The organism is Pseudomonas sp. MF6394, from assembly GCF_002018845.1.
Taxonomy (GTDB): domain Bacteria; phylum Pseudomonadota; class Gammaproteobacteria; order Pseudomonadales; family Pseudomonadaceae; genus Aquipseudomonas; species Aquipseudomonas lactis.
The window spans coordinates 1-25147 of record NZ_MVOJ01000039.1 but is presented as its reverse complement, the minus strand read 5'-3'; the positions used below and the strand labels follow the sequence as shown (position 1 = coordinate 25147).

Genomic DNA, 25147 nt, shown 5'->3' with positions numbered 1-25147 from the left:
TGAGTGTGGTACAGGAATCAAGTGCGGGGCGGTCGCCATACCCCTGACGGGGTTTGTACTGGATGGGAATCTAGGGAGAAGGACAGTACGAGGGGGCTGGATAAGGTGATAGGAGGCTTGATGATGGAGACTTGCAGCATGCCACCAGTCTTGCACTCCTGGCCTGGCTTACAGGGTTTGCCGTGCTCGGTGGGACTTTTCATGTCATGGCAGCAGTCTTGACCCATGCCGTCCATCATCGCCATGCCCATGGTTTTCATGGGGCAGGGCTCAGTCGGCGCCTGAACACCCGCCATCCCGCTGAGGGGGAGCGCCAGGCTAATCAGGAAAATCAGGCAAAACCGTAGGTAGCGTTTCATGGGCTGGAGTGTAGCCGGTGGAAATGGCCCTTACAATTCACCTTCTAGACTCCTTAGTCGGCTGTCACCAACCTCTATTCCGCGCTCATTTCCATTTCCGGACTTAAAGTGCCTAACCATGCGACAAGACAAATTATGACGACTGCCATTAAAAACTCGAGTGTCATGCTGCGGCGCAAGGCATTGACTGCGGCAGAGTATTCTCCATTTCGAACTGACCGCTCCAATACCGGACTTAGGTGAAAGCGGTTCAGCGTGGCTAAAACGATCATCCCAGCAAAGAGCAATATTTTCAAAAACAGCAGCTGGCCATAAGTACTGAGCATCACTTCATCGAGGTGTGGGCCAACGATAAACAGGTAATTTACTACGCCCGTAACGCTTATGATCGCAACAATCACTCCGCCGGCCGACTCAAAACCAGTCAGTACCCGTGCAAGAATTTGAGCTTCTTGTTCGCCCTTTAGCGATTTCAACCGCAGCAGTAGAGCGAATGCCAATAGAGCGCCCAACCAGCCACCTGCGGCTAATAGGTGGAAAATGTCGGTGATGAAATGCCAGTAGCGTCGACTGCCCTCATCCATGGCGCCGTGCCCTGTCCATGCCAACGTCGCCAACGCAATCGCTCCGCATACAGTGACGATCCAGAGACTGGGTGTTGGAAATCGCTTGTTCAACGCGACGCCAATAATTGCCATCACCAAGGCAGCTATTCGGACCATCCAGGTCAACCCGACGTCAGTCCCCATAAGGACCATTTCAAAAATATGACGATGTAGCTCCATAAGCTCCGACACACCGCTCATTGCTTTCGCAAGCAACAACATCGCGGCAAGGGACAGAGCTACACCTGCAACGGAAGTACCGTAAAGAAGCGACTCAAAATTCAAGACCGTGCCCGATACTCTTTCCTTTCCCCTGAGGCTGTACAAGCCGAAAATTGCCAATCCGAATAACAGCATCAGGTCGAAATAAAGAGCAAAGCGAACCACAATATTTATTGAGTCGCTCATAAATCATTTCACTTTAAATGAGAAGTTGCCGGTGATCGGGTGAGTGTCCGAGGAGACAGCACGCCATTCGACTTTGTAGGTACCGGTGGTCAAAGGTGCTGCCGGTGTAATCACCATCGTTTTCGGATCACCGCCACCAGCGACGGCGGCCTTAACACCCATTGGGGAGTTCGGCATGCCAGGCATATCGGTCATGATTAGTTTTGCACCGGAAAACTGAGTGGTGAGATTCTCAGAAAAGTGCAGTTCAATTTTCGAAGGGGCCGCCGCATTCGAGCCTTCTGCCGGAGTGGAAGAAAGGAGCTTTGGATGTGCTTGAGCAACTGCACTCAGAAGCAAACCAGCGGTAAGTGCAACAGCTACGGTCGTAGTTTTAAGGAATGACATGCAAGACTCCTCACAGCAAGAGCTGTTGATTCGAGGTTTGTTTGGAATATCTAATTTTTACTTTTCGATTCTTGTTAAAACCACTGATGATTAGCTAGTAGCCTCCGTGTTCTAGGTCAGGTTGAACACGAGAAACTCACTAGGCCCCAACGTCACAGTGCAAGAACACGATGCCACACGAACGCAAACTGTTCGATTACATTTCAGTCAGCTTGACGCGGTGTTTGGCCTCGAATTGGCGGGCGTAGCGAGACTTAAAGACGAGACCGCGTGCCCCAGATACTAGGGTTTTCACTCATTCAAAAATAACGAAAGTGGACGCTGGGCGCAGGCTGAGAGATCGCCGTTGATCACAAATACGCCGTTGTTCAGCTGACCTCCAAGTCAACACTAGGAAACTCTAGATGAAAGGCCGTTTTCCCGTCACATGACGTACACCAGATTTTGCCATCATGCGCCTCAATAATTGATCGGGTAATCGACAGACCTAGCCCTGCGTTGCTTGGACTCCCTTCTCGCCGCGCTGGGTCCACGCGATAAAAACGATCGAAAAGCTTTTCAAGATGTTCGGGGGCAATGGGTTCTCCGTGGTTCTCCACGACGACCAATACCGACATCTCCTTCTGGAGGATTTCGACACTGATCGTCTTCCCTTCAGAGGTGTAGCGAAGCGCGTTAGAGAGCAGGTTAGAAATGGCTCTGTGGAGCATAAGGACATCGCCTCGGACGCTGCCCCTTCCTGAAACCTTGAGTTGAATCCCTCGCTCATCAGCCAAAAGGCGGTAGTACTCAAGCAATTTTTCCACTACTTCCACGAGGTCTATTGGTTTGTTCTCGTGTGTGATCAGACCGTTGTCAGATTTCGCCAGAAAAAGCATGTCATCAATCATCCGACTCATACGCTTCAAGTCATCAAGATTTGAGTACAGGTTGTCTTCGTAGTCCTCAATATTCCTTTTTCTTGAAAGCACCACTTCGGTGTGGGTCATCAAGTTGCTCACGGGGGTCCGTAGTTCGTGGGCAATGTCTGCGGAAAAGTTCGATAACCGGACAAATGCATCGTCGAGCCTGGACAACATTGCGTTAAACGACAGCACCATTTGCTGAAGCTCTTTGGGAACGGGTGCTAAGGGGATGCGCTCTTTGAGTGATTTTGCTGACATTGAGGCAGCGACCCGCGTGACCTGGCGAATGGGCCGCATGCCACTGCTTGCTACCATCCAGCCGAGTGCAGCACTGACCAATGCGCTGATCACCAACCCTATCCAAAACCATCGTTCAAGCGTCTCGAAAAAGGACATATGCTGAGTAACGTCAAAGATCAAAATGACTGTCAACGGCTTGTCTTGCCCCGTCACAACGGCTTGTGCCGTCACTCCACGGAACATCTGCCCTTGCTCCCGCCACTCCCAGACGTTGTTGTTTGTGGTTGTGCGGAACTCCTTCGGAATATCTACCGGACCGGGATCAGCAAACAGCAGCTTGCCGTCACCATCGATTATTAGGGCAGTCAAATCACGGTGAGCCCCCAGCAGCGCCTCCAGCTCAGGCTTAAATTCGCTGAGTTGATCGATGCTGTTCAACCCGGACAAAATTCTCTGGGTCGAGTGGAGCTTTTCGTTCAATGCCTGCTGATCCAGCATCTTAAAGTGATGCCGACTGAGGTTATTGAAACTGAGTCCGGCGACCGTAAGCACGGCCGTTACCGCGAGCATGAACATCAGACTCATACGGGTCGTCAGGGACATTCGGTTCATTCCGACTCCGAATCAGGCGCGTCGAGCATGTAACCCATCCCCCTAGAGGTATGAATCAACTTGACCTCAAAGTCGTCATCTATCTTGGCCCTCAACCTTCTCACTGCAACCTCGATAACGTTGGTATCGCTGTCGAAGTTCATATCCCAAACCTGGGAGGCGATAAGTGACTTTGGCAGCACCTCCCCTCGACGTCGTAGCAACAGCTCAAGCAACGCAAACTCTTTGGCCGTAAGGTCTATGCGTTTACCTCCACGAATGGCCCGACGCTTGAGCAGGTCCACCTCCAGATCAGCCAGTTTCATATAGGTTTGCGAGGGAGCGCCGTTACCCCGACGCAGCAACGTTCTGACGCGAGCCAACAGTTCAGAAAATGCGAAGGGTTTGATCAGGTAATCATCTGCACCGAGTTCAAGTCCTTTCACTCGATCTTCAACGCGATCTCGCGCCGTGAGGAAGAGCACGGGAACATCTTTTCCGGATGCACGAACCTTCTGAAGTACTTCCCAGCCATCCAGCCCAGGCATCATGACGTCTAGAATCAGCAGGTCATAGGCCTCGCTCAAAGCGTGCTGTAGCGCCACCTTGCCATTGGTAAAGCGATCCACATTGAACCCCGCCTCCGTGAGTCCTTGCTGCAAATAGATACCTATTTTGGGTTCGTCTTCAGCAACCAGAAGTCTCATGAGGGTGGCTCTCGGATAATGATGAAGCGCAGTCTGCAACGAAACACGCCAGCCAACCAGCAACTGACAGAAAAGTAATATTGGCTTCAGGTAGATGTCAGCGAGCGCTGTCTAGGGTTCAAGCATGAGTACTTCCTGGTGCTCGACCGACTCTTCAGCATGAAACGTTAGGGAGCCGGAAAACAATTCCATAAGGAGTTGCCCCATGAATCGCCTGAAAATGCTGTTTTTTGTGAGCTCGATACTCGTCTCAGCTTCTGTATGGGCTGAAAGTGGCGGAGACCGGGTGATAGAGCGTATGGAAGGCCTGCGCGACAGGGCTGAAGCCGTACTGATCCAAGCTGAAAAAGCCCCTGAAGGACAGCGTCATGTCCACATGGCCGAGCATATGAAAATGCTCGGCGACATCATGAGCCAACTCCATAAAGATCATCCAGACGCCTCAATGTCACCCCAGCAGCACCTGGCCTGGATGGAAAAGCACGACAAAATTGTCGACGACGTTTTGAGTCAAATGCAACGCGAGCACAAGCTGATGCTGTCAGAGAACCATCAGTAAGCAACTCCCTGAAAAGAGCTTTTTGAACAGTCCTGTTAAATGCGGCGTCATCTGGACGCCGTATTTATTTCGAAAACTGACAGAAATGTAGTGTTCAGGTCAGTTAACTGGCAGCTCCGCATCATTAGCATAGCCAGTGTTTCCCACTTACTCTCGAGGTCACCATGAAAGCTAAGCTCGTTACCCCTGTCATCGCAGCAATCACTCTACTCTTCGGTGCTACGGCTATGGCCAGCGCAGGGCATGGGAAAGAGGACATCGGCCAGCCTGGAGTCGCCTCTGAGGTTACCCGTACGGTGGAGGTCGAGATGGGCGATATTTTCTTCAAACCTGAAAGCATCGACGTAAAGCCTGGTGAAACTATTCGATTTGTCCTTCGCAATGAGGGTTCGCTGCTGCACGAGTTCAACATCGGCAAAGCTGCTGCTCACGCAGCACACCAAAAAGAAATGGCAAGCATGTTCCAGAACGGAACGCTTAACCCCACAGGTACCGGGAAAACGATGAGCGGTATGGGCCACAGCATGGGTGGAATGAAGATGGTCGGAATGGAGCACAACGACCCGAACAGCGTCCTGATTGAGCCTGGCGCAACCAAAGAGCTGATCTGGACCTTCAACAACAGCACTGGGCTTCAGTTTGGCTGCAACGTGCCGGGGCATTATCAGTCAGGGATGGTCGGTCAGTTTGACCTGAAATAAGCCAGAGCTGGCTGCTAACACCGCTTCGACGCAAGAGTTGGCTACGCTCTGTCGCAGAGATCACAGCAATGCTCACACAGTGGGGTTTAGATCATGAATAACCATCAGCATCCGGATGGAAACACCACCGCACCATTTTGGAGGCGCAAAACAGGCGTTGTACTAATCATGCTCATTGCGATTGGTGCCTTTTACGTTTTGCGGGAGCATTTCAGCCACGTTTATCCATTTTGGCCTTATCTGATTCTGTTGATCTGTCCATTGATGCACTTTTTTGGACATGGACATGGCGGACATAGCCATGGCGATCAGGCAGCAACCCACAAGGACGAAAAAGGGGAATAGCCATGCCTACCATATCGAGCCACCACGACCACAGTCACGCCCATGCTGCTCCGCTCAATGACGATGATCTACGTGACCCGGTGTGCGGAATGGCAGTCACTTCATCAAGTAAGTTTGGTGAGTCTTATCAGGGACAGACATATCAATTTTGTAGCCTGAAATGCCAGGAGAAGTTTCGAGCTGATCCTGAACGCTACAGCGGTAATGTTTCGAGCGCCGAATCCCGCGTCACCTCTTCAGAGTCTGCGGTACAAACAGGCACTGAGTTTACCTGTCCGATGCACCCGGAAATACGCCAGCCCGGACCCGGCAACTGCCCTAAATGTGGCATGACATTAGAGCCGGTCATGCCCACGCTCGATGAAGAAGAAAATCCTGAACTCCGGGATTTCGCCCGCCGCTTTTGGTGGTCGCTGCCATTAACCGTGATAGTGACAGTGCTCGCCATGGCGGGACACTCGTTACAACTCCTCCATGGCTCGATCCAAAACTGGATCGAGCTAGCTCTGGCGACACCGGTGACCTTATGGGCAGGTTGGCCCTTTTTTGTAAGGGGCATAGCCTCTATTAGAAATCGCAGTCCAAACATGTGGACTCTGATTGGTTTGGGTACCGCCGCAGCCTACCTTTACAGCGTCATGGCAACGCTCTTACCCCAAAGCTTTCCCGCCACCTTCATGCAAGATGGACGTATCGGCGTCTACTTCGAAGCCGCCGCGGTCATCATCTCGCTCACCTTGCTTGGGCAGATTCTTGAGCTCAAAGCCCGATCGCAAACCTCCGCCGCCATTAAGTCCCTTCTCGGTCTATCGCCCAAGACCGCACGCCGGATCAATGCCGATGGACAGGAAGAAGACATTCCTCACACACATGTCCACCTTGGAGACCATCTGCGGGTCAGGCCTGGTGAAAAGGTGCCAGTTGATGGCTCAGTACTGGAAGGTGAAAGTGCGGTGGATGAGTCCATGCTCACTGGCGAGCCAGTGCCGGTAATGAAGAGAGCTGGAGATAGCCTGATCGGTGCCACGCTGAATACACATGGCAGCTTGGTAATGGAGGCGCAGAAGGTCGGCGCCGAGACCATGCTGTCACAAATCGTACAGATGGTCGCTCGGGCTCAGCGCTCCAAAGCACCAATGCAACGAATGGCCGACTCTATTGCTGGCTACTTTGTGATGGGTGTTATCGCGATTGCGATACTGACATTTGTCGGCTGGGGGCTTTTTGGCCCTGAGCCCAGTTGGGTGTTTGGTCTGATCATCGCTTGTCCCTGTGCGTTGGGTCTTGCTACGCCCATGTCGATCATGGTTTCGACAGGTAAAGCAGCCAGCATGGGTGTGCTGTTCAGGGATGCCAGTGCCATCGAAAACCTTTGCAAGATCGACACGCTGATTGTCGATAAGACAGGCACCCTGACAGAGGGTCGGCCAGTGTTTCACAGCGTGGAGGCCACACCAAGTTTCAATCCCCACGATGTTCTTCAGCTGGCTGCCAGCCTTGATCAGGGCAGCGAACATCCCTTGGCTCATGCAATCGTCGATCACGCCCGAACCGAGAACATTAAGCTCACCAAGCCAGAATCCTTTGAGTCTGGTTCAGGTATCGGGGTCAGTGGCATCGTCGATGGCAAGAAGATCCAGCTGGGGAACACCGCGTTGATGGAAGCCGCAGGCGTGAACACCAAGCCCCTACAAGTGCGTGCAGAGTTGTTGCGTCTTGACGGCATCAGTATCATCTACCTCGCAATCGACGGGGTATTGGCAGGGTTACTGGCAGTATCAGATCCAATTAAGCCGACCTCCAAAGAAGCAGTCACCAAGCTCAAGGCTGATGACATCAAAATCATCATGGCTACTGGCGACGGGCTCACCACCGCTCGGGCTGTCGCCAGGGAGATGGGGATTGAAGAAGTCCACGGTGAAGTGAAACCTCAGGACAAAGAGCGTCTGGTCGCAGACCTCCAGCAATACGGCCGGAAGGTCGCCATGGCTGGTGACGGTATCAACGATGCACCGGCCCTGGCGCGAGCAGATGTGGGCATTGCCATGGGGACAGGGACTGACGTTGCGATGAATAGTGCGCAACTCACGCTGGTAAAAGGCGACCTGATGGGGATTTTACGAGCAAGGGCACTTTCGGTCGCAACAGTAAAAAACATGCGGCAAAACTTGGGTTTCGCCTTTCTTTACAACTCGATGGGTATTCCCCTTGCCGCAGGCTTGCTCTATCCACTGACGGGACACCTCCTGTCGCCAATGATCGCTGCCATAGCCATGAGCGTCAGTTCTGCATCTGTAGTTTTCAATGCATTGAGACTGAGGAATACCCGAATTGACTGAGCTTCAATTGCGAAATTGCAGCGCAATTGACCATGCGTTTGCATACGACCTGACCAGTCATTTGCATTTGACTGACCACCGATTGCAGAGGATTGGACCACCCAGACATCAAAGCTGAGAGGCTCATAACGACGCAAAGGAGACATTACGATCGTTGGCGGGAAGATCGCTGTTCCAATGGTTAGAGCGTGCACCCTCTACTCTTATGACCGCACAGCGATAGGCGCCGATTACAACCGTCGATAAATACTCGGCAGTGGCCGGCCCCGATGCCTGATTCCAACTTGCGGAAGAAGTGGAGAATCTGCGAGCTAGCTTTCAGCTGATGAATCGCCAGGCTCAGTAGAGCCACCATTTATATCAGCATCGTGTATTGAAACAGGTAATAAGCCATGTTGGATACTTTTCGTTTCCGGATCGTAATAGGCCTGGTAGAACTGAAACTCTTCACGGCCTTCACGTTCACAGTGGGCCTTGATAATCCTAATAGCTTTGAGTTTGTACTCCAACGGCGTCTTGATCCCAAAAATGACGCCCTCCAAGCTTGAAAACCGATACTTCAAAACTCGATGCTTTTTATCTGTGATGTCCATGCCGGAATTAAGAACCAAGCGGTACTCTTTTTCGGACTCCCACTGAGGAAGCTTTGAGGTCAAAGCGAAATCAAGGTTATTCCAGTGCCTCTCTCGCAGATCACTGGAATCAGTTTTGTACCACTCGCTAGTGGTACTCAGATTTCCTTGGCCATCGTTGTACCAGAAGCCACCTAATGCCTCGTTTGGGACGTTGCCTAATGATCTGAAGAAATCTATTTCCGAGTGTTCTCGATCGTAGAAAACTTCCTTGAACTGCATATTCTGGAAGCCATAAATGATGCCGCTATGACCAAGACCTATCGGCTTATTCATTTCAAGAGATAGTGCTTGGTCTTCACCTGAGACCCTATATTTCAGGCAGATGCCTTTGTGATTGTCTCCGTAGCTACCCCAGATGGCGGAGTTATTACACTCCTTCATAAAGCAGGCTACATACCATTTCGGGTGCATTAGCTGGTCGATTTGATCTAGATATCGAGGAGCAAATGCCGTTATTAGGTCATACACACCGTAATGATCATTGATCCATACGTGCGCAGCCTTGATGGAGAACGCCGAGGTTGTGACAGCAATCTGCCTGTATGACTCAAAATCACGATGCTGGCCATCATCTGCTTCGATATTTGATATTATCTTCAGATGAAAGTCACTGTCCCCTAGTGGGTCTCCAGGATTCTCAGGATGATGTGCACCGGTTAACTCGTACTTGTAACTTACTGAAAGTACGATTGTTAAGAAGCGCGTATGCAGAGAACTGAGGTAGAGCAACAACTGTGGCTTGTAGTGTTTTCTCTCGGCTTTAGAGAGTGCCTTGATGTACCCCTGAAATATCTCACTACTTTGGAGCAGGTAATCCATTTCCTGGAAAGCAAAGAGGTACACACCCCGGAGATTAGCAGGATACTGGCCAATTGGGAGCTCATTAGGAAGTGGCACGCCGCTCATTACCGCGTCATCAATCTCCCAGCTTCGAAGCGCTAGTATCAATAGGTAATGCCTAAAGAAATTCGCCCAGACGATTTCATCACCCGCCCAGTAGATTTCCTTGTACCCCTCTAGAGGATCGTTCAATTGCTCAGGCGGTGCGAAGTAAATCTCAAGCTTCTCAAGCTCACCGGGCACAGCCTCCTTGGTCTCGGTGGCGTCTTTTCCGAGCAGACGATCCGCTGTCCTGAACCTGTAGAGATGTCGATCCATGATTACCCCGCATGTGGCTACGAAAAAGGGCCCCACCGGGCCCTCATTTGTACTCAAACCGATCTTACTGAGTGCGCCAGGACTCAACAATGTCCGCGCCGAATTCAGTTTTCCATTCCTTGAGCTGGCGATGGTTCCCGCCCTTGGTCTCGATCAACTCGCCCGAATTTGGGTTTTGGTAGATCTTGACGTCACGTGCTTTGCGGACACTTTTCGGGGCAGCGGTAGTAGAAGCACGGCTTGCTGCCTGGGGATCGAGGAGAGCGATGACGTTGCGGAGGCTATAACCGTACTCGGCAAGCAAAGCCCGCAGCTTAGTTTCGAATTCAACTTCTTTTTTCAGGCCTTCGTCGCCTTTCATGGCTTCAAGGGCAGCGAGTTGTTCGGCCAAGTGTTTTTCGAGTTGACGGAACTCAGCAAGACGGGACATGAGATGACCTTTATAAAATGATTGAGCAGTATACGAATTGACAAATCTAGCGCAACAACTGAGATCTTAGAAATATCAGGATTAATCGCTATCCCCATGTGATCCGCTTAGCGACCAACCTGGCACGTAAATTATGCTCTTTGAGGCTTTTTCGATTGGTGTAGTGTGTTCGTCGAGAATCACGCTGTCCCTCTCGATTTTCCGTGGCCGGAAGGTGCTTTACTAAGCCAAATCCAATTTGTACAAACATTGGCGTCTTAACTTTCGGCTTTCGGACTTTGGGAGCTTTCGGTTTTTTGATCCGGTGTTCAGATCCTACCGACGTCTGAGGGGGAACATAAGGCGCAAATTGTGGGTATAGATCCTCAAAAAGCTGAACCTGCGCGGATACTGGAGTTACCCTAGTTACCCCGACCTCACCGGACTTGCGCCTAAAGTGATCGTCAGACGAATTCATTCTAGCTACAAAGTCCAGAATCGTCCCCCGAAGAGACCGCCCTGTCACAATGCGACGATGAATTCGTTTCCAGCCATCTTTCAGATTTCCCCTGGTCACGTCCCACTGCTCTGGTGACGAGAACCCCAGCTGTTTCGCGAACTCTATGTAATCTGGTGGTAAATCGTTTGCCATGTCCTTAGCCTCCGATTTTACAAGCATCGATGATGGCATAGAAGAATCAAGGGATGCTATACCAGTTCTGTCGAGAGCCTATCCGTTAGGTAATTGCACAGACTTGCCCAGCCATTTGCATTCGATTTGACCAGTAATTTGCTTCGGATTTGACCTGCAGGCTTCGTGGCCATGACCGGCAGAGGACGACCCAAAGCAGTCATTTGTTTGCGGGATATAGGCTAGAACTTTTCGTCATGCAGAAAAACGAGGCCGCAATCGCGGCCTTGTTTTTTTAGAGTGTTACTCGTGCGAATGTCCGTGCTCAGCGCTCTCGGAGGTTGTGCCTTTCTCACCACCGCCGCATGCCGTCATCAAGCCCAGGAAGCAGAACAGCAGCACAGAACGAATCAGAGTGGTTGGGGATTTCATGGGAATACTCTTCAAAAGTGGATGAAATAAATGGTCTGTGGTCAGGCTGAAGTCCGCGTTTTCGGCAGTAGGACAGCCGTCTCTGTGTCGGATTACTGTTTGACGTTCAGGTAATCACCACTCGTCTTCAACGAAATGGTCACGTCGTTATTGCTGCGATTACGCCAAAACCAACCATGGGTGCCGTCAAAAATGGCGGTGAATTCGCCTTTATTACTTTTGACCTGCTTGCCCTTGTTGTAGCTGTGGAAGTAACCCTTTTCACCGTTGTAGGGCTCGCCATGGGTGTCGTAGTTCACAAGCCCACCAGCCGCTGTCCATTCATAACTCACAGTCTTGTTCTTCAGCACTTCCAGTTTGATCTCTGTCCCTTCACCTGGTTTGAGCGTGACGGTCATTTGATTCGTCTTCATGGCTGGGGTCGGTGCCGACGCTGATTGGGCCACAGGTATTGCAGCAGGTTGGATTTGCGCAATCTGCGGAGCTGGAGCTGGAGCTGAACTAGGAGCTAATGCTTGCGGCGGCGCTGTATCCGCCAACGCCTCTTGGGCAAGGATGATCTTCAATTCGCCCATTTGGGTCAGACCCAGTGCGCGGCCCACACCCGTAGGATCAACGGCGTATTCCGAAGGCATGACAACGGTCATCAGCAGGCCAATAGCAGTCAGCAGTGCAATGACAGTCGAACGAACCAGTTTGCGAGTGCTGGGCAATTCATTAACAGTTGGAAGCGGAGTATTGAACATGGTCAGAATTCCTTAGGCGGAGATAAACAGGCCGGTGATCTGGTAACCCATCAGCAGGAAACCGGCACTCATCATGGCGACGTTGGCGGTATAGGCGTGGCGCCAGAAACTGGCGGTGCGCCGCCAATACCCCATCAGAATGAGAATCGCACTAAGGGCCAGCAACTGGCCGATCTCGACGCCGACGTTGAACGCAAGCAAGTTGGGGATCAGCCCGTCGGGCGAGATCTCGTACTCCTGGATTTTGGTGGCCAGGCCGAAACCATGGAGCAGGCCGAAAATCAGCGTGGCCACTTTGGTATTGGGTTGGAAACCGAACCAGCGCTGGAACGCGCCCAAGTTATCGAGTGCCTTGTACACCACCGAAAAACCGATGATGGCGTCGATGATGTACGAGCTGATGCTGATCTCGGTCAGCACGCCCAGCAGCAACGTCACCGAGTGGCCTACCGCGAACAGTGTGACGTAGAGCCCCACATCCTTCAGGCGGTAAAGGAAGAAGATCACCCCGAACAGAAACAGCAGGTGATCGTAGCCCGTCATCATGTGCTTGGCGCCCATGTAGATGAAGGGCAGCAACATGACGCCGGAACTTTCCTGGATAAAGCCCTTGTCACCTTCCGCGACGGCGTGAGCCATCGCCTCGGGCATCCCGAGGAAAAGTGCAGCGACAAGTAAAAACAACAGCAGTAGCGGGCGGTGCGATGGCGCAGTGAATGCGCCCACGCCGCTCATCGAGTGCGAATGCATGGATAAATCCTACGTTGGAGGGATCAAAGGCCGCTGCGCGGCCATGGTCAGGATGCGAACGAAGGACGGGGTGGACGCTTGATCAAGAATATCGGCGGAGGGGGAACTGCATATTGCGGGGCATCAACCCGCACCGATAGCTTGGGTTGTTCGGCCAAAATCAACAGTGAAGTGAGCTGCGGTGTTTCGTGCTGATGGTCAGGGGTCAGCGGGGAGTGATAGTGATCCGAGCAGCTCGCACACGACATCTCAGTCAGCTCTTCATGAGAGTGATGGGCGTCTTGCGCAACCTCCCAAGCAGGCTGTTTCGACGTCACTGACAACGTATAGGTATGCCCGGCCCAGGCCACAAACATGGCGAGGACAAGCGCGAATACCACCGTTGTTGTCAGTGTTCTGCTGAACATCGTGATCGGGCTTCAACTCGTTTTTCAGGGCTTTGATGCGTTTGACCGCATCCCCTAAGGGGGGATAGGATGCCAGCGTAATTCATTAAGGCCCGAGGCTCAAGTCATGAGTGAAAACGAACACAGCCATCCCCACACTCACCAAAGTCACGAGGCGATCATCAAGCGTCTCAAACGGGCGGACGGCCATTTACGCGGCATCATCACCATGATTGAAGAGGGGCGTCAGTGCGTGGACATCGCTCAGCAGCTGCATGCGGTCGAAAAAGCCGTATGTCAAGCGAAGCGCACGCTCATCCAGGATCACATTGATCACTGTCTGGAGGACACAGTCTCAGCCTTGAACAATGGCGAGCGCGCACCGTTGGAAGCCTTCAAACAAATCACCAAGTACCTCTAGGTCTGACATGCCCAACTTTGCTGAACTGCTGCAACAGGGCGGTACACACGCCTGGCTGTATTTCCCGAGCGCTATCTTGCTCGGTGCCTTGCATGGCCTGGAACCGGGCCATTCAAAAACCATGATGGCCGCTTTCATCGTGGCCATTCGTGGTTCGGTTAAACAGGCCGTTTTGTTGGGTCTGGCCGCGACGCTGTCGCACACCGCCGTGGTGTGGTTGGTCGCCATCGGCGGCATGTACCTGGGCAAAGGTCTGGACGCTCAAACCACTGAGCCGTACTTCCAGCTTGCGTCCTCTGCACTGATCATCGTAGTTGCTCTTTGGATGCTGTGGCGTACCTGGCGCGGTGAGCAGATGTTCAAGTTCGAGCAAGGTGATGACCACCACCACGGTGAGCATGACCATGGCCATCATGATGAAACCCATCGAATCGATACCGGCCACGGGCGCATCGAACTGTCGATTTTTGAAGTAGGTATGCCACCGCATTGGCGCCTGAAAACATTGACCGGACACGCTTGGGCTACATCGGATGTTCGCCTAATGACGACTCGTCCGGACGGCAGCACTCAATCGTTCTCTTTCGTCGAGCGCGAAGGCTTTCTGGAGTCGGCAGTCGATATCCCGGAGCCTCATGAGTTCAGTGCGCGCTTGAGTCTTGGGCATGCGGGCCACTCCCATGATTACGATCTGGCGTTCCAGGAGCATGATCACGGGCACGCGCATTCCGAACTGGAAGGTCTGGAGTTGTCAATTGATGGCTATCAGGATGCGCATGAACGCGCACATGCCAACGATATCCGTAAGCGCTTCACGAATCGTGAGGTGACCACGGGCCAGATCGTCATGTTCGGTTTGACGGGTGGTTTGATTCCTTGTCCGGCTGCCATCACCGTTCTGTTGCTGTGTCTTCAGGTTAAAGAAGTCGCGCTGGGAGGCATACTCGTCCTGTGCTTCAGCATCGGCTTGGCGATCACCTTGGTGGCGGTGGGAGCTGCTGCGGCTATTGGTGCTAAACAGGCTTCCAACCGCTGGCCGTGGCTGGGCACCGTGGCTCGTCGTGCACCGTACCTGTCCAGCGTGTTGATAATCGGTGTTGGTCTGTACGTAGGCTTCCATGGTTGGATCGGCTTGAGCGCCCAAGGCGTCGTTTAAGTGTTCGAACTCGCCAGCTATTTTGGTCTATTTCTGGCGGCATTCGGTGCCGCCACGTTATTGCCCATGCAGTCTGAAGCTGTGTTGGTCGGGATGTTGCTCTCCAACCAATACGTTGCTTCTGCGCTATTGGCGGTCGCCACCTTCGGCAACGTTCTTGGCTCTGCGCTGAACTGGATTCTGGGTCGCTCTATCGAGCGATTTCGCTACAAGCGATGGTTCCCGGTGAGCGAGAGCAAGCTCGAAAAGGCCCAGCAGTCTTACCTGCGCTACGGGCGCTGGTCGTTGCTGCTGAGCTGGGTGCCCATCATTGGCGATCCGCTGACGGTCGTCGCCGGAGTCATGCGCGAGCCATTCTGGAGTTTCCTGCTGATCGTCACCATGGCCAAGGGCGTGCGTTATCTCTTGCTGACCGCCGTCACACTGGGGTGGACATGACGACTGCTCATACAACCCAGCATTCCTCACTCAAGAGCCGAAGCAGTAGCCTGGATCTGATCAAGTGGCTGGCGATGCTGACCATGGTCATCGATCACTTGCGGTTGGTGTGGCCGGAGATGAGCAATCTGTTCATTCTGGGGCGGCTTTCCTTTCCGCTGTTCTGTGTCGCCATTGCTGCCAACGTGGCGCGCTCCAAACCGGGCGAATTACTGACTGCCGCGAATGGACGCTACCTCGCCTTGATGCTGGTGTTCGCCGCCATTTCAGAAGTGCCTTATCGCTATATCAGCACCTCGGGATCATTCAACGTGTTGGTTACCCTGGCATTGGGGCTGGTGATTGCCTGGGGATGGCAACATCGCACCTTGTTGAGCAGCGCTATGGCCTTGATGGCTGCCGCGATTGCCTACGTGCTGGATGACCCGTTGATGTACGGGCTATACGGCGCGCTCGTTCCTGCGGCTGTCTTGTTAGCGATCAAGAGGCCCGGTGCTCTTTGGTTGCTGCCAGCAGTTCTATGCCTGTTGAGCAACACCCGCAGTAGCATCGTGACCAGGGCTATGGATCTTGAAATTCACTCATTGCTGGCCTTGAGCACTGCATTTGCCGCTCCGCTGATCGGACTCTGGCTGCTGCATCAGAAGTTCACCTTCAACGTCTGGCCGGTGCGGCAATGGGGCTACTGGTTTTATCCGGGACACCTTGCCGCTCTGCAAGCTCTACGGTTCTTAATCTGAATGGCAGAGAAAGGACTCTCCCCAAAAACGGTAAACGAGATGCACAGACGTTCATTACTCAATCTATTTTTGGCCGGTTTTGCCTTTGCTTTACCTTTGGGCTTACAAGCCGCACAAGTCCTAAATGTTCGGCTATGGAACACCGACGACAAGCTTCGGCTGGTGCTAGACCTAAGTGGTCCAGCACAGTACAAGACCTTCTCCCTGACGGCGCCGGATCGGTTGATTCTCGATCTGATGGGAACCAGCCTTGCCTTTGATTTGAGCAAACTGCAACTGGGTAACATGCCAATCCGCGCTATACGTTCAGGGCCTCAAGGTACAGGAACGCGGATTGTCCTGGACCTGATAGGTCCCGTGCAGTTGAATACCTTCATGCTGGCACCTGAACAGGCACAGGGGCATCGCTTAGTGCTGGATATTTCCAACTCGGCATCCCCGGCAATACAGCCGGCTGCACCGCAGGTTGTGCTTAATGATTCGGCTCATCCAAAGCGCGACATCATCGTCGTGGTAGACCCAGGGCATGGCGGTAAAGACCCTGGAGCAGTCGGGGCCAATGGCGAGCGGGAAAAAGATGTGGTGCTGTCAATTGCTCGGCAGTTGGCCAAACGGATCGAGCGGGAAAAGGGGTTTACCGTGCGACTCGTACGCGACAGCGATGTTTACGTACCGTTACGCAAGCGGGTGGAGATTGCTCGCCAACACAATGCCGATATCTTCATTTCCATACACGCGGACGCCGCGCCTCGGCGCACGGCCTCCGGAGCGTCGATCTATGCGCTATCGGAAGGTGGAGCCACGTCCACTACTGCGCGCTGGCTCGCGCAGAAGGAGAACGGCGCCGAGTTACTCGGTACGACCAAAAGCCTCGCACTCAAAGATAAGGACCCCATGCTGGCAGGAGTGATTCTCGACATGTCGATGAGCGCTACAGTCGCAACGAGCCTGGAACTGGGCCACTCCGTACTGAGAAGTTTGGCGGGCATCACCACTTTGCACCAGAAGCGTGTGGAGCAGGCGGGCTTTGCCGTACTTAAGTCGCCAGACGTACCGTCAATCCTGGTTGAAACTGGATTCATCTCTAAGGATGGTCTGAAGTAGTTGTGTATTTCTGGCTGACTTCAGCCCCTGCCGATTTTAAAAGCGGCAAATCGATCAAAAACGCTCAGATCACCCGCTTATTTCTGTGTTTTTAGCCGCCGCGAGCACCTCGCGGCAGCCATTTTCCACATTACAGGCGCACCTCTCCTGCATTCGCCAGTAAATGTCGGCGCGCCATCCACAGGTTCGACAGCGCGAACAGCGTCATCAGTTGCGCCGTGTTCTTCGCCAGACCACGGAAGCGCACCTTCACATAACCGAACTGGCGCTTGATCACCCGGAACGGATGCTCGACCTTGGCTCGTACCTGAGCCTTGGCCTTCTCAATCTTGCGCTTGGCTTTGTACAAAGCACTGCGCTTATCAAGCTTCTTGTAAGTACTACGGCGGGCGGCGATCTGCCAGATGACCCCCCGGCCTTCATGTTCAGGGCGTTTCTCGACGCCGGTGTAACCCGCGTCGGCACCGACCATGTTCTCATCGCCGTGCAGCAGCTTATCGACCTGGGTGACATCGGCCACGTTGGCCGCCGTGCCCACCACGCTGTGCACCAAGCCCGACTCATCATCGACACCGATGTGCGCCTTCATGCCGAAGTGGTGAGTCGGCCGCGGGAACTGCCCCCGCAGCCGCTCGCAGAACCGTACGTGACACTCTCGCGTCATACGGCTCCCGTTATCCAACCTTGCTGCCCGGTCACTCGCCAGTGATGAAACAGCCGGGGTACCACAGTCCGCATCTTGTCCAGCCATTGGCTAATGCGCCGCTTGCGCCTATGAAGAGCCTTGTATTTTCGTCGGGCCCAGCGTTCAAGCGCGCGGTCAATGTGCTGGAAGATGCCAAGCATGGCTGTCCGATAGAACGAGCCATAGTATTGCGACCACCCCTGTATCACTGGATTGTAGAGCCGAGCCACGTCGACCAGCGTCACGTGGGTTTGGCGATTGAGTCGCCACCTGCGTACCGCTTGCCGCATCCGCTTTAAGGCATCCGCACTCGCTCCCGGAAGGAAGCTCGTGAAGAGCTGGTCTTGTTTGCTGAGCGCCTTCCTCGGCCTAAAGGTGAAGCCGAGGAAGGTAAAGCTCACATGCGGATAACCTGCGCGACGGTTACTGTCCTTGCAGTACACGACCTTCGATTTCTCGGGGTGCATCGTCAAGCCACAGGCAGCCAGCCGTGAAGCAATGGAGCGCATCACGTACTCCGCTTGCTTTCGACTGCGGCAGTGCACCACCGCATCATCGGCGTAGCGGGCAAACGGGCAGTTGGGGCTGGTACGTTGCATCCAGGTGTCGAAGGCATAGTGCATGAACAGATTCATCAGGAGGGGACTGATCACTCCACCTTGCGGGGTGCCGCGTTCGCGTCGGACGCGCATACCGTGATCCGTTTCGAACGGCGCAACCAGCCACCGCTCGATGTACAGAAGTATCCAGTCCTCCTTGATGTGCAGGCGCACCGCCTTCATCAGCAACCCATGATTGATCTGATCGAAGGCTGCCTTGATATCAAACTCCACCACCCAGTCGTATCGCCAGCAGCGCTCACGCGTGATCGCCACCGCCTGCTTCGCTGATCGTCCCGGCCGGTACCCATAGGAGTCCGAGTGGAAGATCGAGTCCAGCTCCGGCTCGATGAGAAGCTTGACCACGGTTTGCGCGACACGATCACCAACCGTGGGCACTCCCAGCTTGCGCGTGCCTCCCGATGCCTTGGGAATTTCTACTTGCTTGACCGGAGGCGGGAAGTACGACCCCGACGACATCCGATTCCACAGCTTGTAGAGATTCTTAGACAGATCCCGCTCGAAATCGGCGATGGTTTCATCGTCGATGCCGGCAGCACCGCGGTTGGCCCTGACCTGCTGGTAGGCGTCCCATACCGTGCGTTTCGCTATGTCATAAGGTTTCGCCGAGCTCACGCCACTCATCCCCGGAGGTTGGCAACGCTCGTCGGCCGGATAACGCCGCCCCTTCGCTCCACCTCCATTACAGAGGCTTCATCGCTACTACGGGAGGCTCCGCCCCTCGTTCCAGCATCGGTATTCTTCCTCATGGTGTTGGCCATTTGTCATTTTCCTTCGCATCTGGAACAAGGTTCTCACGTTCCGTACCAAAGCCTGTATGAAGATCATGCCGCCTATACACCGGCTGCCATCGGGTCCGTAAGCAGGTAACGCCCCGACTTGTCCTGAAGCCAGTACTCCACCTCAGTTTCGGCAGCACCTTGGGCATAACGATGCGTCATCGGACGGTTTGCTTTCGCTCATCTTCTCCATACTCACCTGCCATCCTCAGGGATGACTTTTCCTCGGTCGCTCACCACCACACCTTTTGGATGCAGCAGCACCGGGTGGTTTGAAGTCCGCTCCTGCAAGCCGACTTCGGAAGGCCTACTTCCATCTTCGGCACAGCAGCACAGGTCATCTGACCTGTGTTCGTGACACACAGTACTGGTTACCCTTCTTGGTCTGATGCATTTCCGGGTCGCGCTTACCGTCCTTGTTCTTGGTCGAACTCGGCGCATTGATCAGCGTGGCATCGACGATCGTGCCTTGGCGCAGCGACAGCCCTCGGTCGCCCAGATAGCCATTGATGACAGCCAAGATGCCGGCGGCTAGTTCGTGCTTCTCCAGCAAACGACGGAAGTTGAGGATGGTGGTTTCATCGGGGATACGCTCCAAGCTCAGCCCCGCGAACTGGCGCAGGATGGTGGTCTCGTACAGCGCCTCTTCCATCGCTGGATCGCTGTAACCGAACCAGTTTTGCATCAGGTGCACGCGCAGCATCGCCATCAGCGGATAGGCCGGACGACCGCCTTCACCCTTGGGATAATGCGGCTCGATCAAGGCAATCAAACCCTTCCACGGCACCACCCGATCCATCTCGATCAGGAACAACTCTTTGCGGGTTTGTTTGCGCTTACCGGCGTACTCGGCGTCGGCGAAGGTCATCTGCTTCATCGGGAAACTCGGTGGGTGGAATCCGGGTATTTTGCCAAAATCTGGAAGTCTTCTTCAGAGTTTCCCTAGCATTAAGCTGGGCGCGACAACAGACGTCTAGTTGGGCGGCACCTGAAGGTTTCGACCAGCCACATAACGGCCTAGGTCAATCGACGGGCAAGAATAGAATGTCTCCTATAGTCCGCTAGTGTGCGCTCTCTTGCTTGGATGGCATTACGTTCTGGCCCAACGTTACTGTAGCGAATCCGCAGCAGTATCAATCAAAGCCTCCTGTATCCCGCGTGAAGAAAGACGCTACGTTGCGCCCGTTCTTCCACGGCTTCGCTTGCCGCCCCGCTACGGCAGATTCGAAGTATTCATCGAAATGTCATCCTTTAGAAGCAGTGCGGTAACAAGGAATTTCTACCCTTTGCATCGCGAACCGCAATTGTGCGGCCAGCAATATTGCGAAAGGTGATCAAATGACGCCCCATCCGATACAGGACGCCGTGCTGCGGGTCGACCGGTTGAGCGTCGTCTATCCAGGCGGCGTGACAGCCCTACGCGATACCTCGATTGCATTTCGGCGTGGTGAGTTCACCGTGCTGCTTGGTCTCTCGGGCGCAGGCAAGTCGACCTTGCTCCGTAGTCTCAATCGACTCGTCACGCCCACTGGCGGCAGTGTCACCAGCGAACTCGGTGAACTCGGCAGCGGCTCGGCCTTGCGTCAGCATCGTCGGCGTACCGCCATGATCTTTCAGCACCACCAGCTAATCGAACGTCAAAGCGCACTGGCTAATGTGCTTACCGGTCGGCTGGCCTTTCACAACACGCTCCGCTCGCTGTTTCCTCTGCCGCGTGCCGATCAGGAGATTGCGCTCAGTTGCCTCGCTCGGGTCGGTCTGGCAGACAAGGCGCTAAGCCGGGTGGACAAACTGTCCGGTGGCCAGCAGCAGCGGGTAGGCATCGCGCGTGCGCTAGCGCAACAGCCGGCGATCATTCTGGCCGATGAGCCGGTAGCCAGTCTCGACCCGGCCACTTCGGTCCGTGTTCTCGGATTGCTGCGCGACATCTGCAAGGAAGACGGCATCACCGCCATCGTTTCGCTGCATCAACTCGAATATGCCCGCCGCTTCGCCGATCGCGTCGTCGGGCTGGCCGATTCTCAGATCGTTTTCGATGCCGCGCCCTCGGAACTCACCGATGCGCAGCTTGAGCGCATCTATGCAGGCCGCTCTACGACTCAGCCAGCGAATGCTCCGGCTGAACCACCTGTCATGCTCGAACCTTCACTGGAGATGTCCCGATGAAACGCTTATCCGCGCTCTTATTGACTTGCTTGCTGTCCGCTGTTTCAAGTTTGTCCGCCCTAGCGGCCGATGCCGATCCGGATGTGCTAAAGGTTGCCCTGCTGCCGGACGAAAACGCCTCCGAGCTGATCAAGCGTAACCAGCCGCTGAAGGATTATCTGGAAGAGCATCTGGACAAGAAGGTGCAGCTGATCGTAACCACCGACTATTCCTCGATGATTGAGGCGATGCGCTTTGGCCGTATCGACCTGGCGTATTTCGGTCCGCTGTCCTACGTCATGGCCAAAAGCAAAAGCGACATCGAGCCCTTCGCTGCCATGGTCATCGACGGCAAGCCGACCTATCGCTCGGTGATTATCGCCAATGTGGCGTCAGGCGTGAATGAGTATGCCGACCTTAAGGGCAAGAAGATGGCCTATGGTGACCGGGCATCGACGTCCAGCCATTTGATTCCCAAAACCGTGCTTCTTGAGACGGCCGATTTGACGGGTGGGCAGGACTACGAACAACATTTTGTGGGCACGCATGACGCCGTTGCCGTCAACGTGGCGAACGGCAACGCCGATGCGGGTGGGCTGTCGGAGGTAATTTTCAATCACGTAGCCGAACGTGGCCTAATCGATCCGAGCAAGGTGAAAGTACTTGGTTACAGCGGCGAATACCCCCAGTACCCCTGGGCGATGCGCTCGAACCTGAGCCCCGAGCTGAAAACCAAGGTGCGGGATGTATTCGTCGGTATCGACGATCCCGAAGTGCTGCGCAACTTCAAGGCCGAGGCCTTCGCGCCAATCACCGACGCCGACTACGATGTGATCCGCAACATGGGATCGCTGCTCGGCCTCGACTTCGCCACGATGTGAGCACCGATATGTCTACTCATTACGACGTGCAGGCGCTGCCTGCAGAGCAACGCGAGCACATCCTTCGAGGCTTCGGCCTCGGTTGGTGGCGCCAGCTGGGGCAGGTGGCGATTGTATTCGGAGTGGTGCTGTTGGCCTGCTGGTACGTGGGGCTGCTCGATGCCACCACGCTGCTGAACGGGCTGCCCTCCATCGCGACCCTGGCAGGCGAGGCCATGCCGCCAGACTTTTCGGGCTATCGAAGCTGGATTCGCCCCTTGATCGACACCTTGGCGATGAGCATCGCCGGTACGGCCATCGCAGTGGTGTTCTCGCTGGTGGTGGCCTTCGTTGCAGCGCGCAATACGGCGCCGCACCCCCTTGTGTTCGGTGTTGCCCGGGTGCTGCTCAATGCCCTGCGGTCGGTGCCGGAGCTGATCATGGGCATCATCTTCGTTGCAGCCGTAGGGTTCGGCGCCTTGCCGGGCGTGCTTGCCCTGGGTCTGCATTCGGTCGGCATGGTCGGCAAGTTCTTCGCCGAGGCCATCGAGCACGTCGACGAAGCGCCGGTGGAAGCCGCTCGGGCGGCGGGGGCTACGCCGATGCAAGTGCTGCTGCACGCGGTTTTGCCACAGGTGACGCCGCAGTTCGCCGACGTGGCGATCTACCGCTGGGAATACAACTTTCGCGCCTCCACCGTGATGGGCATGGTTGGCGCCGGCGGTATCGGCTTCGAACTCATGGGCTCGCTGCGCATCATGCAGTACCAGGAGGTTGCAGCAATCCTGCTGGTCATCCTGGCCATGGTCACGCTAGTAGACGCCTTCAGTGGCGTGCTGCGCAAACGTTTCAAATAGGACAAACCATGCTGCCGAAACTCGTTATAACTCACCGAGTACACGATGAGATCCTGCAACTGCTGGCGCCACATTGCGAGCTGATGACCAACCAGACCGACAGCACGCTGACGCGCGAGGAAATTCTGCGCCGCTGCCGCGATGCTCAGGCGATGATGGCGTTCATGCCCGATCGGGTCGATGCAGACTTTCTTCAAGCCTGCCCTGAGCTGCGTGTAGTCGGCTGCGCGCTCAAGGGCTTCGACAATTTCGATGTGGACGCCTGTACTGCCCGCGGGGTCTGGCTGACCTTCGTGCCTGATCTGTTGACGGTCCCGACTGCCGAGCTGGCGATCGGACTGGCGGTGGGGCTGGGGCGGCATCTGCGGGCAGCAGATGCGTTCGTCCGCTCTGGCGAGTTCCAGGGCTGGCAACCACAGTTCTACGGCACGGGGCTGGATAACGCTACGGTCGGCATCCTTGGCATGGGCGCCATCGGACTGGCCATGGCTGATCGCTTGCAGGGATGGGGCGCGACCCTGCAGTACCACGAGGCGAAGGCTCTGGATACACAAACCGAGCAACGGCTCGGCCTGCGCCAGGTGGCGTGCAGCGAACTCTTCGCCAGCTCGGACTTCATCCTGCTGGCGCTTCCCTTGAATGCCGATACCCAGCATCTGGTCAACGCCGAGCTGCTTGCCCTCGTACGGCCGGGCGCTCTGCTTGTAAACCCCTGTCGTGGTTCGGTAGTGGATGAAGCCGCCGTGCTCGCGGCGCTTGAGCGAGGCCAGCTCGGCGGGTATGCGGCGGATGTATTCGAAATGGAAGACTGGGCTCGCGCGGACCGGCCGCGGCTGATCGATCCTGCGCTGCTCGCGCATCCGAATACGCTGTTCACTCCGCACATAGGGTCGGCAGTGCGCGCGGTGCGCCTGGAGATTGAACGTTGTGCAGCGCAGAACATCATCCAGGTATTGGCAGGTGCGCGCCCAATCAACGCTGCGAACCGTCTGCCCAAGGCCGAGCCTGCCGCATGTTGAATCCGGTCTGGCTGAAGAGCCTGGTAGCGATCGTTCAAACAGGCAGTTTTCAGAGCGCGGCGAGGGCGTTGGGGCTGGCCCAGCCGACGGTGTCGCAGCACTTGCAGAAGCTTGAAGAGCAGGTCGGCGTAACGCTGGTGCAGCGCAGTCGTAGCGGCTGCCAGCCTACCACACGGGCGCTGGCCTTCATGCCGCATGCGACCGCCTTGCTCGACATGCACGCCCGGGCGCTAGAAGCCCTGCATGGCAATCGTGAGCGCGTCGGGGCCAGCTCCAACATCGGCACCTACCTTCTCCAGCCATTCGTGCGCAACTATCTGACGACCGCAAATGAGAGGGGCGAGGTGGATCTGCGCATCGCCGCCAACCCGGATGTGGCCGACCAGCTACTGGCGGGCCAGCTCGACGCCGCGATCATGGAATGGTGGCTACCTCACCCCGACTTCGAACACCGCCTCTGGCGGGTCGAGCCGCTGGTGCTTATCGTCAGCCCCGACCATGCGCTGGCTGAAGCAGGGTGCATAGAACGTGATCGTCTGGTGGACCTGCCGATGCTGGGAGGTGAACCGGGTAGCGGTACCGGACGGCTTCTGACCGAATACTTTGGCGAACTGGGCGTGCCTCGCAGCGGTATGCAGCTAGGCAGCACCGAGGCAGTCAAACAAGCAGTGAGGGCGGGACTCGGCGTGTCGTTGGTGATGGCTTCCGCAGTACAAGACGAAGTTCGCAGTGGCGCGCTGGTAGCTCTTCCCATCCCGGGGCTTGAAAAGCGTCTCCAACTGATCTGGCGCAAACCTCCCGGAAATCTGCACCCGCCGGGATTTGTGCGGCACTTATTGGAGGAGGCAGATCTAGCTGGATAAGGTGATGGATGGTTGCGATCCAGCGCTTGGCTTGTCAGCCTAGGGAAACTCTGAAAAAGACTTTCTGATTTGGCAAAATACCGCGACCCCACCCACCGAGTTTCCCGATGAAGCAGATGACCTTCGCCGACGCCGAGTACGCTGGCAAGCGCAAGCAAACCCGCAAG

Annotated in this window: 24 protein-coding genes and 2 pseudogenes; 14 read left to right on the top strand and 12 right to left on the bottom strand. The window is 55.1% G+C overall.

The features are described from left to right. Positions 1-17: 17 nt before the first annotated feature. The 5 genes from MF6394_RS34800 to MF6394_RS28685 form a co-directional block, all read right to left on the bottom strand. On the bottom strand, positions 18-359 hold the full coding sequence (locus MF6394_RS34800; RefSeq protein ID WP_019821287.1) for a hypothetical protein: 342 nt from the start codon (positions 357-359) through the stop codon (positions 18-20). A gap of 74 nt (positions 360-433) precedes the next feature. Next, positions 434-1372, bottom strand: coding sequence for a copper homeostasis membrane protein CopD (gene copD / locus MF6394_RS28700; RefSeq protein WP_019821289.1), 939 nt, complete (start codon positions 1370-1372; stop codon positions 434-436). A gap of 3 nt (positions 1373-1375) precedes the next feature. Further along, a complete protein-coding gene (gene copC, locus MF6394_RS28695; protein WP_019821291.1) occupies positions 1376-1759 on the bottom strand; it encodes a copper homeostasis periplasmic binding protein CopC in 384 nt (127 codons plus the stop codon). A 368-nt stretch (positions 1760-2127) separates the two neighbouring features. After that, entirely contained in the window at positions 2128-3516 is a 1389-nt protein-coding gene (locus MF6394_RS28690) for a heavy metal sensor histidine kinase (protein ID WP_024078224.1), read from the bottom strand. After that, positions 3513-4202: a heavy metal response regulator transcription factor gene (locus MF6394_RS28685; RefSeq protein ID WP_024078225.1), complete on the bottom strand. Its 690-nt coding sequence runs from the start codon at positions 4200-4202 to the stop codon at positions 3513-3515. The genes MF6394_RS28690 and MF6394_RS28685 overlap by 4 nt, the downstream gene beginning before the upstream one ends. 205 nt (positions 4203-4407) lie before the next feature. Here MF6394_RS28685 and MF6394_RS28680 point away from each other — a divergent pair, with 205 nt between their 5' ends. The 4 genes from MF6394_RS28680 (at position 4408) to MF6394_RS28665 (ending at position 8146) form a co-directional block, all read left to right on the top strand. Then, positions 4408-4761 (top strand): co-regulatory protein PtrA N-terminal domain-containing protein, encoded by a 354-nt coding sequence (locus tag MF6394_RS28680; protein ID WP_024078227.1) that lies wholly within the window; start codon positions 4408-4410, stop codon positions 4759-4761. A gap of 164 nt (positions 4762-4925) precedes the next feature. Continuing rightward, positions 4926-5462: a cupredoxin domain-containing protein gene (locus tag MF6394_RS28675; RefSeq protein WP_024078228.1), complete on the top strand. Its 537-nt coding sequence runs from the start codon at positions 4926-4928 to the stop codon at positions 5460-5462. Between the two features lie 93 nt (positions 5463-5555). Then, positions 5556-5807 (top strand): DUF2933 domain-containing protein, encoded by a 252-nt coding sequence (locus tag MF6394_RS28670; protein ID WP_019821297.1) that lies wholly within the window; start codon positions 5556-5558, stop codon positions 5805-5807. A gap of 2 nt (positions 5808-5809) precedes the next feature. Continuing rightward, positions 5810-8146 (top strand): heavy metal translocating P-type ATPase, encoded by a 2337-nt coding sequence (locus tag MF6394_RS28665; RefSeq protein ID WP_078468037.1) that lies wholly within the window; start codon positions 5810-5812, stop codon positions 8144-8146. Positions 8147-8457: 311 nt separating this feature from the next. On the opposite strand, the gene MF6394_RS28660 is transcribed toward MF6394_RS28665, so the two are convergent. From MF6394_RS28660 to MF6394_RS28645, 4 genes are all read right to left on the bottom strand, one after another. Then, a complete protein-coding gene (locus MF6394_RS28660) occupies positions 8458-9939 on the bottom strand; it encodes a DUF2971 domain-containing protein (protein WP_161952183.1) in 1482 nt (493 codons plus the stop codon). 64 nt (positions 9940-10003) lie between these two features. Continuing rightward, positions 10004-10369: a histone-like nucleoid-structuring protein, MvaT/MvaU family gene (locus MF6394_RS28655; protein ID WP_024078231.1), complete on the bottom strand. Its 366-nt coding sequence runs from the start codon at positions 10367-10369 to the stop codon at positions 10004-10006. Positions 10370-11503: 1134 nt separating this feature from the next. Continuing rightward, positions 11504-12157: a hypothetical protein gene (locus tag MF6394_RS28650; protein ID WP_024078232.1), complete on the bottom strand. Its 654-nt coding sequence runs from the start codon at positions 12155-12157 to the stop codon at positions 11504-11506. Between the two features lie 12 nt (positions 12158-12169). Then, positions 12170-12907 carry a HupE/UreJ family protein gene (locus tag MF6394_RS28645; RefSeq protein ID WP_024078233.1) on the bottom strand — a complete coding sequence of 246 codons (738 nt, stop codon included), beginning with the start codon at positions 12905-12907 and terminating at the stop codon, positions 12170-12172. A gap of 513 nt (positions 12908-13420) precedes the next feature. Here MF6394_RS28645 and MF6394_RS28635 point away from each other — a divergent pair. Genes MF6394_RS28635 through MF6394_RS28615 form a run of 5 tightly spaced genes read left to right on the top strand, consistent with a single transcriptional unit; the run spans position 13421 to position 17152 of the window. Continuing rightward, entirely contained in the window at positions 13421-13714 is a 294-nt protein-coding gene (locus MF6394_RS28635; protein WP_024078235.1) for a metal-sensing transcriptional repressor, read from the top strand. Positions 13715-13721: 7 nt separating this feature from the next. After that, complete coding sequence (locus tag MF6394_RS28630; protein ID WP_024078236.1) at positions 13722-14870, top strand: nickel/cobalt efflux protein RcnA; 1149 nt, start codon at positions 13722-13724, stop codon at positions 14868-14870. Further along, positions 14871-15308 (top strand): YqaA family protein, encoded by a 438-nt coding sequence (locus MF6394_RS28625; protein WP_024078237.1) that lies wholly within the window; start codon positions 14871-14873, stop codon positions 15306-15308. Continuing rightward, positions 15305-16048: a TraX family protein gene (locus tag MF6394_RS28620; RefSeq protein ID WP_024078238.1), complete on the top strand. Its 744-nt coding sequence runs from the start codon at positions 15305-15307 to the stop codon at positions 16046-16048. Before MF6394_RS28625 ends, MF6394_RS28620 begins: the two co-directional genes overlap by 4 nt. A gap of 39 nt (positions 16049-16087) precedes the next feature. After that, positions 16088-17152 (top strand): N-acetylmuramoyl-L-alanine amidase, encoded by a 1065-nt coding sequence (locus MF6394_RS28615; RefSeq protein WP_041161326.1) that lies wholly within the window; start codon positions 16088-16090, stop codon positions 17150-17152. A gap of 130 nt (positions 17153-17282) precedes the next feature. Here MF6394_RS28615 and MF6394_RS28610 read toward each other — a convergent pair. The 3 genes and pseudogenes from MF6394_RS28610 to MF6394_RS28595 all read right to left on the bottom strand — a co-directional run. Further along, positions 17283-17753: pseudogene (locus MF6394_RS28610) on the bottom strand (IS5 family transposase); the annotation flags it as partial. Positions 17754-17812: 59 nt separating this feature from the next. Then, on the bottom strand, positions 17813-19081 hold the full coding sequence (gene ltrA, locus MF6394_RS28605) for a group II intron reverse transcriptase/maturase (protein WP_010466266.1): 1269 nt from the start codon (positions 19079-19081) through the stop codon (positions 17813-17815). Positions 19082-19600: 519 nt separating this feature from the next. Next, positions 19601-20113 (bottom strand): annotated as a pseudogene (locus MF6394_RS28595) (IS5-like element ISPre1 family transposase); the annotation flags it as partial. Between the two features lie 461 nt (positions 20114-20574). On the opposite strand from MF6394_RS28595, the gene phnC reads away from it, so the two are divergent. Genes phnC through MF6394_RS28570 form a run of 5 tightly spaced genes read left to right on the top strand, consistent with a single transcriptional unit; the run spans position 20575 to position 24980 of the window. Beyond that, entirely contained in the window at positions 20575-21402 is an 828-nt protein-coding gene (gene phnC, locus MF6394_RS28590; RefSeq protein ID WP_003118432.1) for a phosphonate ABC transporter ATP-binding protein, read from the top strand. After that, entirely contained in the window at positions 21399-22262 is an 864-nt protein-coding gene (gene phnD / locus MF6394_RS28585) for a phosphate/phosphite/phosphonate ABC transporter substrate-binding protein (RefSeq protein ID WP_010466255.1), read from the top strand. The genes phnC and phnD overlap by 4 nt, the downstream gene beginning before the upstream one ends. Positions 22263-22270: 8 nt before the next feature. After that, a complete protein-coding gene (gene phnE / locus MF6394_RS28580; protein ID WP_010466252.1) occupies positions 22271-23098 on the top strand; it encodes a phosphonate ABC transporter, permease protein PhnE in 828 nt (275 codons plus the stop codon). 8 nt (positions 23099-23106) lie between these two features. Continuing rightward, positions 23107-24117, top strand: coding sequence for a phosphonate dehydrogenase PtxD (gene ptxD / locus MF6394_RS28575; RefSeq protein ID WP_003118429.1), 1011 nt, complete (start codon positions 23107-23109; stop codon positions 24115-24117). Beyond that, on the top strand, positions 24111-24980 hold the full coding sequence (locus MF6394_RS28570) for a LysR family transcriptional regulator (protein WP_010466239.1): 870 nt from the start codon (positions 24111-24113) through the stop codon (positions 24978-24980). The genes ptxD and MF6394_RS28570 overlap by 7 nt, the downstream gene beginning before the upstream one ends. The last annotated feature ends 167 nt before the right edge of the window (positions 24981-25147 follow it).

Excerpts from the sequence above, each read along its gene's own strand:
- ptxD (WP_003118429.1), top strand. The coding sequence starts at position 23,107 with ATGCTGCCGAAACTCGTTATAACTCACCGAGTACACGATGAGATCCTG.
- MF6394_RS28690 (WP_024078224.1), bottom strand. The coding sequence starts at position 3,516 with ATGAACCGAATGTCCCTGACGACCCGTATGAGTCTGATGTTCATGCTC.
- phnD (WP_010466255.1), top strand. The coding sequence starts at position 21,399 with ATGAAACGCTTATCCGCGCTCTTATTGACTTGCTTGCTGTCCGCTGTT.
- MF6394_RS28675 (WP_024078228.1), top strand. The coding sequence starts at position 4,926 with ATGAAAGCTAAGCTCGTTACCCCTGTCATCGCAGCAATCACTCTACTC.
- MF6394_RS28660 (WP_161952183.1), bottom strand. The coding sequence starts at position 9,939 with ATGGATCGACATCTCTACAGGTTCAGGACAGCGGATCGTCTGCTCGGA.
- copC (WP_019821291.1), bottom strand. The coding sequence starts at position 1,759 with ATGTCATTCCTTAAAACTACGACCGTAGCTGTTGCACTTACCGCTGGT.
- MF6394_RS28670 (WP_019821297.1), top strand. The coding sequence starts at position 5,556 with ATGAATAACCATCAGCATCCGGATGGAAACACCACCGCACCATTTTGG.
- MF6394_RS28615 (WP_041161326.1), top strand. The coding sequence starts at position 16,088 with ATGCACAGACGTTCATTACTCAATCTATTTTTGGCCGGTTTTGCCTTT.
- ltrA (WP_010466266.1), bottom strand. The coding sequence starts at position 19,081 with ATGAGTGGCGTGAGCTCGGCGAAACCTTATGACATAGCGAAACGCACG.
- phnC (WP_003118432.1), top strand. The coding sequence starts at position 20,575 with ATGACGCCCCATCCGATACAGGACGCCGTGCTGCGGGTCGACCGGTTG.
- MF6394_RS28655 (WP_024078231.1), bottom strand. The coding sequence starts at position 10,369 with ATGTCCCGTCTTGCTGAGTTCCGTCAACTCGAAAAACACTTGGCCGAA.
- phnE (WP_010466252.1), top strand. The coding sequence starts at position 22,271 with ATGTCTACTCATTACGACGTGCAGGCGCTGCCTGCAGAGCAACGCGAG.
- MF6394_RS28645 (WP_024078233.1), bottom strand. The coding sequence starts at position 12,907 with ATGCATTCGCACTCGATGAGCGGCGTGGGCGCATTCACTGCGCCATCG.
- MF6394_RS28635 (WP_024078235.1), top strand. The coding sequence starts at position 13,421 with ATGAGTGAAAACGAACACAGCCATCCCCACACTCACCAAAGTCACGAG.
- MF6394_RS28620 (WP_024078238.1), top strand. The coding sequence starts at position 15,305 with ATGACGACTGCTCATACAACCCAGCATTCCTCACTCAAGAGCCGAAGC.
- MF6394_RS28680 (WP_024078227.1), top strand. The coding sequence starts at position 4,408 with ATGAATCGCCTGAAAATGCTGTTTTTTGTGAGCTCGATACTCGTCTCA.
- copD (WP_019821289.1), bottom strand. The coding sequence starts at position 1,372 with ATGAGCGACTCAATAAATATTGTGGTTCGCTTTGCTCTTTATTTCGAC.
- MF6394_RS28650 (WP_024078232.1), bottom strand. The coding sequence starts at position 12,157 with ATGTTCAATACTCCGCTTCCAACTGTTAATGAATTGCCCAGCACTCGC.
- MF6394_RS28665 (WP_078468037.1), top strand. The coding sequence starts at position 5,810 with ATGCCTACCATATCGAGCCACCACGACCACAGTCACGCCCATGCTGCT.
- MF6394_RS28630 (WP_024078236.1), top strand. The coding sequence starts at position 13,722 with ATGCCCAACTTTGCTGAACTGCTGCAACAGGGCGGTACACACGCCTGG.
- MF6394_RS28570 (WP_010466239.1), top strand. The coding sequence starts at position 24,111 with ATGTTGAATCCGGTCTGGCTGAAGAGCCTGGTAGCGATCGTTCAAACA.
- MF6394_RS28685 (WP_024078225.1), bottom strand. The coding sequence starts at position 4,202 with ATGAGACTTCTGGTTGCTGAAGACGAACCCAAAATAGGTATCTATTTG.
- MF6394_RS34800 (WP_019821287.1), bottom strand. The coding sequence starts at position 359 with ATGAAACGCTACCTACGGTTTTGCCTGATTTTCCTGATTAGCCTGGCG.